The sequence below is a fragment of the Type-F symbiont of Plautia stali genome, from assembly GCF_059731105.1.
The window spans coordinates 69,296-83,372 of the sequence record NZ_AP035909.1; the positions used below are offsets into that span (position 1 = coordinate 69,296).

Here is a 14,077-nt window from a genome sequence, read left to right on the forward strand (position 1 = left end):
ATACAATGATTTTTCGCAACCGATTGCCAGTCTCGCAATCTGTACGGAGTGCGGTAAAGTGGGGAACCCACACCTGAATCGAAGGATAGAATCTGATGTCAGTAGAATGCGTCTTTTTTGATTGCGATGGCACGCTGGTGGACAGTGAACTGCTCTGCACCCAGGCCTACGTGAATACCTTTGCCCGCTATGGCCTGACGCTGTCGCTGCAGGAGATGTTTGAAAAGTATAAGGGCGTCAAACTTTACGACATCATTCGTGATGTGGGTGAGGCGCATCAGGTGTCGCTGCCGATGGAGGAGGTCGAAACCGCCTACCGCGCGGAAGTGGCGCGACTGTTCGACCAGCAGCTGCAGCCGATCGCCGGTGCGAAAGCGCTGGTGGAGCAGATCAGGGTGCCGATGTGCGTGGTCTCAAACGGAACGGTAAAGAAGATGCAGCACTCGCTGGGATTAACCGGCATGCTGCCGCTGTTTGCTGAGCACCTCTACAGTGGCTATGACATTCTGCACTGGAAGCCCGATCCGGAACTGATGTACCACGCGGCGGAGCAGATGCAGGTGCCGATTGAGCGCTGCATTCTGGTGGATGACTCCGAAGCGGGCGCCCGTGCCGGGATCGCCGCCGGGATTCCGGTCTACTACTACTGCGCAGACGCGCATAACCCGGAACTGGATCATCCGCTGGTGACGCGCTTCGATGACATGGCGCAGCTGCCTGCGCTGTGGCGCGCCCGTGGCTGGGATCTGGTGTAGCGCGGCCCATGAGTCACACCGTCTGGTTTTTAACCCTGCCTGGCGTCATGGTGCTGGATCTGACCGGTCCGGCCGAGACGCTGAAACTGGCGGGCGATCATTTTACGCTGCGCTACATTGGCCCGCAGCCAGAGGTTGTCTGCTCCACCGGCATGACCATTGGCGGCATCGAACCGCTGCCGGAACAGCTTCCCGCCGACAGTCTGCTGGTGGTGCCGGGCGTCTATGACTCCCGGCACTGCTTCGCCACGCCGCAGGCCGCCGAGGCGCGCCAGTGGCTGATCCGGCAGCAGGCTGCGCTGCGCGCGCAGACCTGTATGCTGATCTGCGTCTGCTCAGGTGCCCTGCTGGCCGCGCAGGCGGGGCTGCTGGATGAGGTTGAATGCACGACGCATCATGATGTGATTGCCCGTCTGAAAGCGGCCGCCCCGCGCGCACGGGTCAAAGAGAACCGTATCTTTGTCGGGCACGGGAACATCTGGACCAGCGCGGGCATCACGGCGGGTATCGACCTGGCGCTGCATCTGATTAATCAGCTCTGCGACACGCCCACGGCGCTGGCGGTGGCGCGTGAAATGGTGGTCTGGTTTCGGCGCGCCGGTGATGATCCGCAGCTCTCGCCGTGGCTGCGTTACCGCAACCATCTCCATCCCGCCATTCACCGGGCGCAGGATCTGATGATTGCCCATCCTGAGCATGGCTGGACGCTGACCGAACTGGCCGCACGCACGCACGTCAGCAGTCGCCATCTGGCGCGGCTCTTTCGTCAGCATCTGGGGATCAGCGTGCGTGAGTATCACGAACAGCTGCGGGTGGGCGTGGCGCGTCAGCGGCAGCAGCAGGGAGAGTCCGCCGAGAAAGCGGCGCTGGCGGCAGGATTTTCATCGGCGCGCCAGCTACGACGCGCCCGTCAGCGCGAAGCCGATCAGCTGACAAAGTGACGGGTGTCGACGCGTTTCAGTGCCATGCCCAGCAGCAGGCTGCCGCCCAGCGTCAGCCCGAACACCCAGGGCAGGTCGAGCCACGGGCGTGACATGTCATCGTAGTGATGCGTGCGCAGATAGTGGATAAACAGCGCGTGAAAGCCGTAGATCGGCAGTGAATAGCGTGCAATCAGTGAAAAACCGGGCAGGGTGCGCTGGTTGAGACAGTTTTTAAACACCACCAGCAGGCTGATCGCGGCGATAAACACCAGCGGTCCACAGTAGAGATACCAGGTATCGTTAAACGCGCCATTAACGATCAGCGCCTTTTTGGTGCCGAGTGTTATGCCCGCCACACAGGCGATAAACAGCCCGGCGGCGAGCGGTGTCAGGCCGCGCCGGGTGGTCTCCATCGAACCGATAGCCCGCCCCAGCAGCGCATAGAGCAGATAGTAGATACTGTCGCCACTGACATAGAGATTTACCGGCAGGAAATGAAAGGGGCCCAGCGACTGGCTGACCGTATTCGGGTTGGCCAGCACCGCCAGCACCAGCACCAGCAGCGCCACATAGCGCGCCTGCACCGTTTTCACCTGAATCAGCGGCGACAGCAGATAGATACCGATCAGCGCAAAGAAGAACCAGAGGTGATAAAACACCGGCTTCTGCAGCATCTTCAGGATCGATCGCCCTTCGCTGATGGGGGTCAGCCAGGTGATATAGGCGAGTGACACGGCGCTGTAGAACAGCAGGCAGAGAACCAGCCGGAGCATATGGCGCGGCTGGGCGCTGCGCTCACCGAAAAAGAGGTAGCCGGAGATCATAAAGAACAGCGGAACGCAGACGCGTGAGGCCGAGTTCAGCAGATTAGCGGCATCCCAGGCGACCCCCTTTACCGCCATCGGCCCGGTGATGTACCAGGTGGTGGTGTGAATGACGATCACCATCAGGCAAGCAACCGCGCGTAAATTATCGATCCAGTAAATCTTCTGCGGCATAGCGTCCTCTTGCGCATAGCGTCCGTGCGGGAAAGGGTAGCCAAATGCGACCAGTGCAACAACTGCCGCCAGCAGGATTCAGACCCCTCTGTACACCAGCGTGCTGAATCCCCCTTAAACGGGCCGCTATCGTCCGGGATTTACGGCTGCACATCGCGCGGTCAAAGGGTATACTGTCGGCCTCTTTTTTTAATCCAACCGAAGCGCGTGCACACTTAACATGCAAAAGTTTGATACCAAGACCTTTCAGGGGCTGATCCTGACCTTGCAGGATTACTGGGCGCGTCAGGGCTGCACCATTGTTCAACCGCTGGACATGGAAGTGGGCGCTGGCACTTCACACCCGATGACCTGCCTGCGCGCACTGGGCCCGGAGCCGATTGCCGCCGCCTACGTGCAGCCATCACGCCGTCCTACCGATGGCCGCTACGGTGAAAACCCGAACCGTTTACAGCACTACTACCAGTTCCAGGTAATCATCAAACCTTCACCGGATAACATTCAGGAGCTCTACCTTGGCTCACTGAAAGAGCTGGGTATGGACCCGACGGTGCATGACATTCGCTTCGTCGAAGATAACTGGGAAAACCCGACGCTGGGTGCCTGGGGACTCGGCTGGGAAGTGTGGCTCAACGGCATGGAAGTGACGCAGTTCACCTACTTCCAGCAGGTTGGCGGCCTGGAGTGTAAGCCGGTGACCGGCGAGATCACCTACGGCCTGGAGCGTCTGGCGATGTATATCCAGGGCGTCGACAGCGTTTACGATCTGGTGTGGAGCGACGGTCCGCTGGGCAAAACCACCTACGGCGACGTGTTCCATCAGAACGAAGTGGAGCAATCCACCTATAACTTCGAATACGCCGACGTCGACTTCCTCTTTACCTGCTTTGAGCAGTATGAGAAAGAGGCGCAGCATCTGCTGGCGCTGGAAAAACCGCTGCCACTGCCCGCCTACGAACGCATTCTGAAAGCGGCGCACAGCTTTAACCTGCTGGATGCCCGCAAAGCGATTTCGGTCACGGAGCGTCAGCGCTATATCCTGCGCATCCGTACTCTGACCAAAGCCGTGGCTGAAGCTTACTACGCCTCTCGCGAGGCGATGGGCTTCCCGATGTGCAATAACAAAAAGTAAGAGGCAGCCATGACTGAACAAACCTTCCTGGTGGAGATCGGCACCGAAGAGCTGCCACCAAAAGCCCTGCGCAGCCTGGCGGAAGCCTTTGCTGCGCAGGTTACTGCGGAACTGGATGCCGCGAACCTGAGCCACGGCGAGGTCAGCTGGTTTGCTGCACCGCGTCGCCTGGCGCTGAAAGTGGCGAACCTGAGCGCCGCACAACCCGATCGGGAAGTGGAGAAGCGCGGACCGGCCGTCGCTGCGGCGTTTGACGCGGACGGCAACGCCACCAAAGCGGCCGAAGGCTGGGCGCGCGGCAACGGCATCACCGTCGACCAGGCCGAACGTCTCGCTACCGATAAAGGCGAATGGCTGGTTTATCGCGCCCAGGTGAAAGGCGAAGCGGCTCAGACGCTGCTGCCAGCAATGATTGCTAACGCGCTCGGCAAACTGCCGGTGCCAAAACTGATGCGCTGGGGCGACAGCGATGTGCAGTTTGTCCGTCCGGTACACACCGTGACGATGCTGCTGGGCGATGAGCTGGTCCCTGGCACCATTCTGGGCATTGAGTCAGGACGTCACATCCGCGGCCACCGCTTCATGGGCGAAAACGACATCATCCTTGAGAGCGCCGATCAGTATCCTGACGCGCTGGAAAAGCGTGGCAAAGTGATCGCCGATTATCAGACCCGTAAGGCGATGATCAAAGCGGATGCTGAAGCGGCCGCGCGCCGTTTAGGCGGCAATGCCGATATCAGCGACAGCCTGCTGGAAGAGGTCACGTCGCTGGTGGAGTGGCCAGTGGTGCTGACTGCCACCTTTGAAGAGAAATTCCTCAAGGTGCCCGCCGAAGCGCTGGTTTACACCATGAAGGGCGATCAGAAATATTTCCCGGTGTATGACAACGATGGCAATCTGCTGCCGAACTTCATTTTCGTTACTAACATCGAATCCAGCGATCCGCGCCAGATTATCGCGGGCAACGAAAAAGTGGTGCGTCCACGCCTGGCCGATGCGGAGTTCTTCTTTAATACCGACCGTAAAAAGCGTCTGGAAGATCACCTGCCGCGTCTGGAAACCGTGCTGTTCCAGAAAGAGCTTGGCACGCTGCGCGATAAAACCGATCGCATTCAGGCGCTGGCGGGCTGGATCGCCGGCCAGATCGGCGCCGATGTGAATCACGCCACCCGTGCCGGCCTGCTGTCGAAGTGCGACCTGATGACCAACATGGTCTTTGAGTTCACCGACACCCAGGGCGTGATGGGCATGCACTACGCGCGTCACGACGGCGAAGCCGAAGATGTGGCGGTCGCGCTGAATGAGCAGTATCAGCCGCGCTTTGCCGGTGACGATCTGCCGTCCAGCCCGGTTGCCTGTGCGCTGGCGATTGCCGATAAGATGGATACCCTGGCCGGTATTTTCGGCATTGGTCAGCATCCGAAAGGCGACAAAGATCCGTTCGCGCTGCGTCGTGCGGCGCTGGGCGTGCTGCGTATCATCGTTGAGAAGAACCTGCCGCTGGATCTGCAGACCCTGACGGAAGAAGCGGTGCGTCTGTATGGCAGCAAGCTGAGCAACGCCCGCGTGGTGGATGATGTGATCGACTTTATGCTGGGTCGCTTCCGCGCCTGGTATCAGGAAGAGGGTCACAGCATCGATACGCTGCAGGCGGTACTGGCGCGTCGTCCGACCCGTCCGGCTGACTTTGATGCACGTATGAAAGCGGTGTCGCACTTCCGTACGCTGGAGGCGGCGTCAGCACTGGCAGCGGCAAACAAACGCGTCTCAAATATTCTGGCAAAAGCGACTGAACCGCTGAATGAGAGCGTGCAGGCGTCGCTGCTGAAAGAGAATGAAGAGATTCAGCTGGCGACCTTTGTCACCGCGCTGAGCAGCAAGCTGCAACCTTACTTCGCGGAAGGCCGTTATCAGGATGCGCTGGTCGAACTGGCACAGCTGCGTACCGCGGTCGATAACTTCTTCGATAAAGTGATGGTGAACGCCGACGATCAGGCGGTGCGAATCAATCGCCTGACGCTGCTGTCAAAACTGCGCGAGCTGTTCCTGCAGGTGGCGGATATCTCGCTGCTGCAGTAATCCTCTCTGGTTGAGGCAAAAAGGGACGAGCAATCGTCCCTTTTTTATTTTTTTTCTGGTCTGCATCCTGAATCCGGCGGTCAGCGTGACCGTTTCAGCGGCCGCTTTTTTATGCTTAGGCTCTCGGGGGCGTGGCGTCTGGCTGAACGTGGGAATAGCGGCAGGTGGCGTAGTGCTTACTGATGGGCTGATGTCAGCGCTATTGTTGGGGCGGCATCAGGAGTTTGGGCTGGAGGATAGTCCGGAGAGTTAACTCCTTTCTCTGGAGAAGTTAATAACCTGTTTGGTGGCATCAGAGGAGAAATTATAAGTAATAAGTTTGAGGATAAAGTTAATGGAAAAATAAAAAAGCACCGGACAGACCCACTTTTACTGTTATCCTGTTAAGCACGATTTATTATGGATTTTGTTCTTTTCGTTTGTTTTCTTGATTAATAACGTAGTCATGAAGTTAATTACATCCGGAGACATTGATTTATCCAACAGGTCATTAAGCTACCTGTCTATTGTGAGTCTGATTATTGGCATAGCGTTGGCATCAGGAATAGGGCTCTTTGCCACGATAGAAGAACGCAAAGCCCGCAAATCTCCCCCATCATATCCACAATAATCCCGGCCCAATTGAGCCGGTATTCTTTACCTGCCAATCACTCCTCAGCCAGGCGAATAATCAGCTGCCCCTGCCCGACAATGATGCTGACCGGATGGCCTATAATAAATCCCCACTGTTCCAGCCATCGTCCTTTAATAGTCAGTTGAGGTAATGGATTCGGTCTGCCGCCATTGGGACGATATCCGACGATGCTTTTGCGTGCTTGGGGTACAGCGGGTTCTGACGTAGAATCTGTTCCAGCCATAATTAACTCCAGTTCAGTTAGTTGTGGTCAGCGGGCTGTTGGTGTTCCACCACCTTCAACCCGCGCTAAAAATCTCTCGTTATTATCTTCCTTTATAGTTTTCTCCTGTTCAAATATACACCGCCTGCTTTGTAAACGCGCTGAAAGCCAGGTAATAGATTGCGAGGCGTCTCTGCGAAACGGATTGTTTCTCCGTTTACCATTTCGTTTGCATCCTCTTCCTCATATCCTCTTTAGCACCCGTAATCGGTTATTTAGTTCTATTAGCGTGGCGATTTCCGGCATCGCTTAAGCGTGAGATGAAGGTGACAGAGAAAAGGATGACAGGCATGATGACACCACAAATGACACCACGCGAGAGGCAGCTTATGAGTACTATCCACTTCAGGATTGATGACGACGTTAAACGACTTGCCATGCAGGCAGCCGAGCGACAGAAGAAGACGCTGACAGAGGTTATGCGTCAGCGAGTGGAAGAGCTGGCTGCTGAAGAGCGGCAATATCAGGATGGCCAACATGATGCATGGCTGGAACAGCAAATCACGGCGGCGTTCAGCCGTTATGATGCCGGTGAAAATGAGTTCATCAGTAACGATGAAATGAATGCCCGCATGGAAGAGCTGAAAGCGCAGGCCGCGCGGGGAACATTGTGATATCAGGCGTTCAGTGGGAAAAACAGGCGCAGGCTGACAGGGAGACGATATTTCGTTATCTGTATCGTGAGGCTGGCCTGCTGGTAGCCAGTGCAACAGACGATAAGTTTACCCGTATGGCCAGTCTGCTTAGCGAGAACCCGCGGGCCGGAATAAAAGTCGGCACAGAAAAACAATATAAACTGGTGGTGCCGCGCTTTCCGTTCATCATTATCTATGTTGCCGAAACAGAGGGAGTTCGCATCCTGAGGATACTTCACACATCCCGGAAAATAACAGGCCGCTATCAGCGATAGTCAGCCAGTTCATCCTGCGTCAGATTGTCAGGCCTGAGGACGTCGTCAGACAGAACGGCACGCTTCGGAGCTGGATTAGACCATTAGCCCCCCAACCGCACCTTTTGATTTTGTCACCTGCCCTCTACAGCACCCATCACGCCGCAGGCGGCGTCGTCATTGCAAAGCTCTCACGCTGAAACAGCGTTTCCGCCAGCTTCACCAGTGCCGGACGCTCAACACACCAGTTAGGCACCACGCGGCGGAAATTGAGATAGCCAATCATACAGCCGGTGGCGATATCCGCCAGATTGAGCTGACCGTTGTTGAGCCATTTTCCCTCTGCGGCTTTCGCTTCCAGCATGTCGAGGCTGCGCTGAATCTTTTCCCGATTGCGCACCAGCACCTCCTCTGACTGCAAATCCCCCGGCCGCAGCTGCTCGCGCACGATCACCAGCGCGGCATCGCAGATGCCATCCGCCAGCTTCTCCAGCTGACGGATGTTAAGCGACGCAAGCGGATCAGCAGGCAGCAGGGCAGGCTCTGCCCCGCGCAGTTCCAGAAATTCCGCGATGATGCTGGAGTCGAACCAGATTTGCTTATCGTCAGCGACCAGCGCCGGGACTTTGCCCAGCGGATTGTAGTGCGGTACGTGGCTGTCATCGCTGTAGGGCGAGGCGTTGACGAATTCAAACGTAATGCCTTTTTCCAGCATGATAATCGAAATCTTACGCACAAACGGGCTGGTATAGCTGCCAATCAGTTTCATCGGGTTCTCCGGATTCATCGCCTATTCGCCAGGAAACATAAAGGGGTTGAGACTGCTGCGAGCAAAACCTTCCTGCTCCATACGGGCATCCAGTATCAGCGACGCCAGATCGTCGGCCACCGGTTCGATGGCCGGATCTTTCTCCTGATAGAGCATCTTCAGGTAGGTGCCACAGTCGCCGCAGCTCTCTGCCTTCACCGCCGCCAGCTCGCTGTTGAGCGACCAGTAGTGCAGATCGCGGGACTGCTCGCACTGGGTACATTTACTGCGTACCACATGCCATTCACTTTCGCACAGATTACAGTGCAGGTAACGCGCGCCTTCATCACTGCCCATATGGACCACGCTGGCGACCGGCATACTGGCGCACACCGGACAGAACTGCCGCTGATCGCCCATCTCCGCCCGCGCTTTGCCCGGGATCAGGGCCGCCATCTGCGCCCAGTAGAGCGAGAGCGCCGCCCAGATAAAGGGCGCTCTGTCGCTGCTGACCTGCGCATAATCGCCGGTAAACAGCGCACTGGCCAGCGTCTCCAGCTCGGTGGCGGAGGCTTTTTCCAGATTCTCCAGCACCGCCAGCGCCTGACCGCTCATCTCCGGCTTCAGTTCGGCAATCAGCGAGTGCAGCAGCCGCTGCCAGTGCGGATCGCGCGGCAGGGTGTGGATGTTCAGCGGCGGCTTACCCTCGCTGGCGCTCTGCGTCAGTCGGGCATGCAGATCGATATGCAGCGGGTGGTCATACAGCACAATCTCCTGCGCTTCGGCGATCGTTGCCGCAAAGCGCAGATAGTCGCCGAGTGGATTTTTCGCCGCCAGGTCGCGCAGTCGCGCAGCACGACGGCTGTATAAATTTTTCAGCCGTGGAAAAAGTAACGGCGGAATCCTCTCCGCCGTGTTCTTTTCGCCTTTCTCCAGCTGATCTTGCGGGATTATGCGAATACTCATCAGGGGCGTTTATCCTGTTTTTCTGGCAGTTTACGCTGCTCACGAAACCAGCGGGGATGGTGATGTCTGGCCCAGTCGGCGCTGACCCAGCCCTCAACCATCGCGGTCAGTGTGCCTTTGACCCACAGTGCAGCATAAACATGCACCATGATGACGATAATCAGTACCACTGCTGACACCGAATGCACCACCAGTGCCAGACGAATCAGCGGAATGGCGAAGGCATCAGCAAAGTAAGGTCGCCAGATCACAATGCCGCTGGCAAGCAGCAGGACTAAGCTGATGATAGCAGCCCAGAACACACACTTCTGACCAAAGTTATATTTACCGGTATCACCCACCTCTTCATTGCGTGCAATCCGGTGAATATTTCTGGCCCAGCAGAGGTCATCACGATTGATCAGGTTCTCTTTCCAGTAGCGCAAAAACATCAGCATAAAAGCGGCAAACATCACCACACCGGTGAAAGGATGCAGAATACGCGCCAGTTGTGGCGTGCCGAATATCTGCATCAGCCAGTTGAAGGAGGGAAAGAAAAACCCCAGACCGCTTAAGGCCGTGATGACAAAGCAGATTGCGACGATCCAGTGATTAATGCGTTCCGGTGCGCGGTAGCGCACCAGACGATCGGACTTGTTCATTATTTATCCTCCCTTTGCTGATCGTCGTCACTGTCGTGCGCGTCGGTGACGCGATTCGGACCGACGCCGACATAGTGAAAAATGGATGCGGCGAACGTGGCGGCAAAACCCACCGCCGCCAGCGGTTTCCAGATCCCCTTCCAGAAGGTCACGGTCGGGCTGATGCCCGGATTCGCCGGCAGGCCGTGATAGCGCTGGGGCTTGTCAGCATGATGCAGCACATACATCACGTGGGTGCCGCCCACGCCTTCCGGGTTGTAGAGACCCGCCTGTGCAAAGCCGCGCGACTTCAGCTCTGCTACGCGCTCCTCCGCCAGCGTCAGCATGTCGCTTTTGCTGCCGAAATGAATGGCGCCGGTCGGACAGGTCTTCACACAGGCGGGTTCCTGGCCGACGCTGACGCGGTCCACGCACAGGGTGCATTTATAGGCGCGGTTATCCTCTTTATTGATGCGGGGCACGTTGAAGGGACAGCCCGCGATGCAGTAGCCGCAGCCAATGCACTGCTCAGACTGAAAATCGACGATGCCGTTAGCGTACTGGATGATGGCGCCTGCTGACGGACAAGCCTTCAGGCAGCCGGGATCGGCGCAGTGCATGCAGCCATCTTTGCGGATCAGCCAGGCGAGCCTGCCGTTCTCTTCCACTTCTGAAAAGCGCATCACTGTCCAGGATTTGGCGCTCAGATCGGTGGGATTGTCATAGACCCCGATGTTATGACCGACCTCATCGCGGATGTCGTTCCATTCGGAGCAGGCAACCTGGCAGCCTTTGCAGCCAATACAGGTGGTGACGTCAATAAGCTTCGCCACTTCGCGCTGGTGATCGCGCGCCTGCGGCGGCGGGGTAAAGCCACAGGTCGCAGAGCGACGGATAATATCTTGTGATTGATAAGCCATGGTCATCCACCGTTACGCTTTTTCGACTTTCACTAAAAATCCCTTGTACTCCGGGGTCTGCGAGTTGGCGTCGCCAACGGAAGGCGTCAGCGTATTGGCGAGAAAGCCCTTACGCGTGGTGCCCTCAAAGCCCCAGTGACAGGGAATACCCACGGTATCCACCGGCCTGCCGTCAATCATCAGGCGCGGGAGACGGCGGGTGACCACCGCTTTGGCCTCGATATAACCCCGGCGTGACGAGACTCTGACGCTGTCACCGGCCTGAATGCCTTTCTCCTCCGCCAGTTCGGTGCCGATTTCGACAAACTGCTCCGGCTGCGCAATGGCGTTCAGCAGGGCGTGCTTGGTCCAGTGGCGGAACAGCTCAGTGATGGAGTAGGTGGTGGCGACGCAGGGATAGTCAGCGACCTCGCCCAGCTGTGCGACGTCACTGCTGAAGAGACGAACGACCGGGCTGTGATGCTGCTGCGGATGCAGGGGGTTGTCGGCGAGGGGACTCTCCATCGGCTCATAGTGTTCCGGGAACGGGCCATCCGCCATTTTATCCAGCGCAAACAGGTGACCCATGCCGTCGGGCTGCATGATAAACGGCCCGGCCTGCTGCTGAGGTGGCAGCGTGACCGGATAGTCCGGCACATCGATGCCGTGCCAGCGTGCGCCGTCCCACTCAATCAGGCGGCGCTGCGGATCCCAGGCTTTACCCTGCGCATCCGCAGAGGCGCGGTTGTAGAGAATGCGGCGGTTGGCCGGCCACGACCAGGCCCAGCCGGAGACCGCGCCCAGCCCGGAAGGATCGGCATTGTCGCGCCGCGCCATCTGATTACCGTCCGGCGTCCAGCTGCCGCTGTAGATCCAGCAGGCGCTGGCGGTGGTGCCATCGTTACGCAGCTCTGAAAAGCTGTTGAGCTGCTGCCCTTTTTTCAGCAGCAGCCTGCCACTGGCGTCATAAATATCGGCCAGCGCCTGGCCGTTGCTCTCCTGCGCCACCTCTTCCGGCTCAGGATTGAACGGATCGCGGTAGTCCCAGCGCATGGCCATCAGCGGCTCAGGGTTTGCTCCGCCTTCGAGACGATAAAGTTCGCGCAGCCGCATAAACAGATTGCCGAGAATTTTTCCGTCGTGCAGCGCTTCTCCGGGCGGCTCGGCGGCAGCCCAGTGCCACTGCAGCCAGCGTGACGAGTTTGCGACCGAGCCCGACTCTTCCGCGAAGCAGGAGGAGGGCAGACGGAACACTTCGGTCTGGATTTGCGCCGGGTCGACGTCGTTGAACGCACCGTGATGTTGCCAGAAGCTGGCGGTTTCCGTACTGAGCGGATCGATCACCACCATAAACTTCAGCCGGGAGAGGGCCCGCACCGCCTTATTTTTGTCCGGGAAGGCGGCCAGCAGGTTAAAGCCCTGAATCAGACAGCCATTCAGCGCGCCCTGCTCCATCATCTCCGCCTGCGCCATGCAGTCGTAACTTTTGTCCCATTTCGGCAGCCAGTCGTAGCCCCACTGGTTTTCCGCCGTGGCCTTATCGCCGTAGAAACTCTTCATCAGGCTGACAAAAAATTTGTCGGTGTTCTGCCAGTAGTTGACCTGCCCCGGCAGAGGCGCAACCGGCGTGGCCTTCTCCAGCCAGCTGGCCAGTGTGGTCATCTTCTCGGAGGGCAGCGGCAGATAGCCCGGCAGACTCTGTGACAGCAGGCCGAGATCGGTAAACCCCTGTACATTGGAGTGACCACGCAGCGCATTGATGCCGCCACCCGGCATACCGATATTGCCCAGCAGCAGCTGGATCATTGCCGCCGTGCGGATAATCTGCGAGCCGTTAGTATGGTGGGTCCAGCCCAGCGCATAGAGGATGGTGGCGGTGCGATTCGGCACGCAGGTCGACGCGAGCTGTTCGCACACCGCGATAAAGGCGTCCTGCGATGTGCCGCACAGGCGCGTCACCATCTCCGGCGTATAGCGGCTGGCATGGGTTTTCAGCAGATTCAGCACGCAGCGTGGATGAGTGAAGCTCTCATCCCGTCGTGCATGGCCGTTTTCATCCAGCTCATAGTGCCAGCTCTGGCGATCGTACTGACGGGTGTCGGCATCGTAGCCGCTGAACAGACCGTCGCTGAAGCTGAAGCCGTCACTGACGATCAGGGCCGCGTTGGTGAAGGCGCGAACATACTCCTGCTGGATCAGGTTGTGCTGCAGCAGATAGTTAATCACCCCCATCAGGAACACGACGTCGCTGCCCGCCCGCACGGGCGCGTAAAAATCGGCAACGGCGGCAGAGCGGTTAAAGCGCGGATCGACCACGATGACCTGCGCCTTGTTCCGGGTTTTCGCTTCAATGACCCATTTAAAGCCGACCGGATGCGCTTCGGCCGGGTTGCCGCCCATGATCATCACCACATTGGCATTTTTGATGTCGTTCCAGTTGTTGGTCATGGCTCCGCGACCAAAGCTGGGGGCCAGTGCCGCCACGGTCGGGCCGTGACAGAGACGCGCCTGGTTCTCCAGCGCCAGAATCCCCAGCGAACGGGCAAACTTCTGGTCGAGCAGGCCGGTCTCATTACTGGCGGCGGAGGAGCAGAACATGGAGGTGGTTGGCCAGCGGTTTACCGTGACCCCTGCGGCGTTGGTGGTCTGGAAGTGGGCATCGCGATCCTGCTTCATCAGGCGGGCAATACGATCAAACGCCTCCTCCCAGCTGATGCGCTGCCATGTGTCAGAGCCCGGTGCACGGTATTCCGGGTACTTCAGCCGCTGCTCGCTGTGAATAAAGTCGATCACGCCCGCGCCTTTGGGGCAGAGCGATCCGCGACTGACCGGATGGTCCGGGTCACCTTCAATATGGTAAATCGAGGCGCTGGCATTTTTAGCGCCATCCCCCAGGCTGTAGATCAGCATGCCGCAGCCGACGGAACAGTAGGTGCAGTTATTCCGTGTCTCTCTGGCGCGTATGAGCTTGAACTCCCGGACACTGGCTAAGGCTGTGGTGGGGGCAAAACCGAGCAACGCCGCGCTGGTTCCCGCCAGTCCGCCCGCACAGATCTTAAAAAAACTCCGTCTGTTAATTTGCATGTTATCGTTCTTCTTTTCCGGCTCCATTGCGAAGCCCTGCAAAATAACAGCCCTGATTGCCTGTAAGTTGACCAGGGTCAACAGGTTA

Annotated in this window: 13 protein-coding genes; 6 read left to right on the top strand and 7 right to left on the bottom strand. The window is 58.0% G+C overall.

From position 1 onward, the window contains the following. The first annotated feature begins 95 nt into the window (after window positions 1-95). Together yieH and AC6I7A_RS00345 are read left to right on the top strand one after the other, a co-directional pair. Window positions 96-755, top strand: coding sequence for a 6-phosphogluconate phosphatase (gene yieH, locus AC6I7A_RS00340; RefSeq protein ID WP_009088307.1), 660 nt, complete (start codon window positions 96-98; stop codon window positions 753-755). Between the two features lie 8 nt (window positions 756-763). Then, window positions 764-1,696 (top strand): GlxA family transcriptional regulator, encoded by a 933-nt coding sequence (locus AC6I7A_RS00345; RefSeq protein WP_058957169.1) that lies wholly within the window; start codon window positions 764-766, stop codon window positions 1,694-1,696. On the opposite strand, the gene AC6I7A_RS00350 is transcribed toward AC6I7A_RS00345, so the two are convergent. Beyond that, entirely contained in the window at window positions 1,681-2,676 is a 996-nt protein-coding gene (locus AC6I7A_RS00350) for an acyltransferase (RefSeq protein ID WP_009088311.1), read from the bottom strand. The genes AC6I7A_RS00345 and AC6I7A_RS00350 overlap by 16 nt on opposite strands. Window positions 2,677-2,896: 220 nt before the next feature. Here AC6I7A_RS00350 and glyQ point away from each other — a divergent pair, with 220 nt between their 5' ends. Together glyQ and glyS are read left to right on the top strand one after the other, a co-directional pair. Continuing rightward, complete coding sequence (gene glyQ / locus AC6I7A_RS00355; protein ID WP_003849680.1) at window positions 2,897-3,808, top strand: glycine--tRNA ligase subunit alpha; 912 nt, start codon at window positions 2,897-2,899, stop codon at window positions 3,806-3,808. Window positions 3,809-3,817: 9 nt separating this feature from the next. Then, window positions 3,818-5,887, top strand: coding sequence for a glycine--tRNA ligase subunit beta (gene glyS / locus AC6I7A_RS00360; protein WP_058957168.1), 2,070 nt, complete (start codon window positions 3,818-3,820; stop codon window positions 5,885-5,887). Window positions 5,888-6,534: 647 nt separating this feature from the next. Here glyS and AC6I7A_RS00365 read toward each other — a convergent pair. After that, a complete protein-coding gene (locus AC6I7A_RS00365; RefSeq protein WP_072215482.1) occupies window positions 6,535-6,744 on the bottom strand; it encodes a SymE family type I addiction module toxin in 210 nt (69 codons plus the stop codon). A 368-nt stretch (window positions 6,745-7,112) separates the two neighbouring features. Between AC6I7A_RS00365 and AC6I7A_RS00370 the strand changes: the two genes are divergently transcribed. Both AC6I7A_RS00370 and AC6I7A_RS00375 read left to right on the top strand, forming a co-directional pair. Further along, window positions 7,113-7,397, top strand: a complete 285-nt coding sequence (locus tag AC6I7A_RS00370; protein WP_009088317.1) for a DNA-damage-inducible protein J — start codon at window positions 7,113-7,115, stop codon at window positions 7,395-7,397. After that, window positions 7,394-7,693: a type II toxin-antitoxin system RelE/ParE family toxin gene (locus AC6I7A_RS00375; RefSeq protein WP_009088318.1), complete on the top strand. Its 300-nt coding sequence runs from the start codon at window positions 7,394-7,396 to the stop codon at window positions 7,691-7,693. Before AC6I7A_RS00370 ends, AC6I7A_RS00375 begins: the two co-directional genes overlap by 4 nt. Window positions 7,694-7,829: 136 nt before the next feature. On the opposite strand, the gene AC6I7A_RS00380 is transcribed toward AC6I7A_RS00375, so the two are convergent. Genes AC6I7A_RS00380 through fdnG form a run of 5 tightly spaced genes read right to left on the bottom strand, consistent with a single transcriptional unit; the run spans window position 7,830 to window position 13,989 of the window. Next, complete coding sequence (locus tag AC6I7A_RS00380; protein WP_058957167.1) at window positions 7,830-8,441, bottom strand: glutathione S-transferase; 612 nt, start codon at window positions 8,439-8,441, stop codon at window positions 7,830-7,832. Between the two features lie 21 nt (window positions 8,442-8,462). Next, the gene (gene fdhE / locus AC6I7A_RS00385; protein WP_058957166.1) at window positions 8,463-9,386 is read right to left on the bottom strand and encodes a formate dehydrogenase accessory protein FdhE; all 924 of its coding nucleotides are present in this window, start codon (window positions 9,384-9,386) and stop codon (window positions 8,463-8,465) included. Next, window positions 9,386-10,027, bottom strand: coding sequence for a formate dehydrogenase cytochrome b556 subunit (gene fdoI / locus AC6I7A_RS00390; RefSeq protein ID WP_009088324.1), 642 nt, complete (start codon window positions 10,025-10,027; stop codon window positions 9,386-9,388). The genes fdhE and fdoI overlap by 1 nt, the downstream gene beginning before the upstream one ends. Next, a complete protein-coding gene (gene fdxH / locus AC6I7A_RS00395) occupies window positions 10,027-10,926 on the bottom strand; it encodes a formate dehydrogenase subunit beta (RefSeq protein WP_058957202.1) in 900 nt (299 codons plus the stop codon). The genes fdoI and fdxH overlap by 1 nt, the downstream gene beginning before the upstream one ends. A gap of 12 nt (window positions 10,927-10,938) precedes the next feature. Further along, window positions 10,939-13,989, bottom strand: coding sequence for a formate dehydrogenase-N subunit alpha (gene fdnG, locus AC6I7A_RS00400; protein WP_072215484.1), 3,051 nt, complete (start codon window positions 13,987-13,989; stop codon window positions 10,939-10,941). Window positions 13,990-14,077 lie beyond the last annotated feature (88 nt).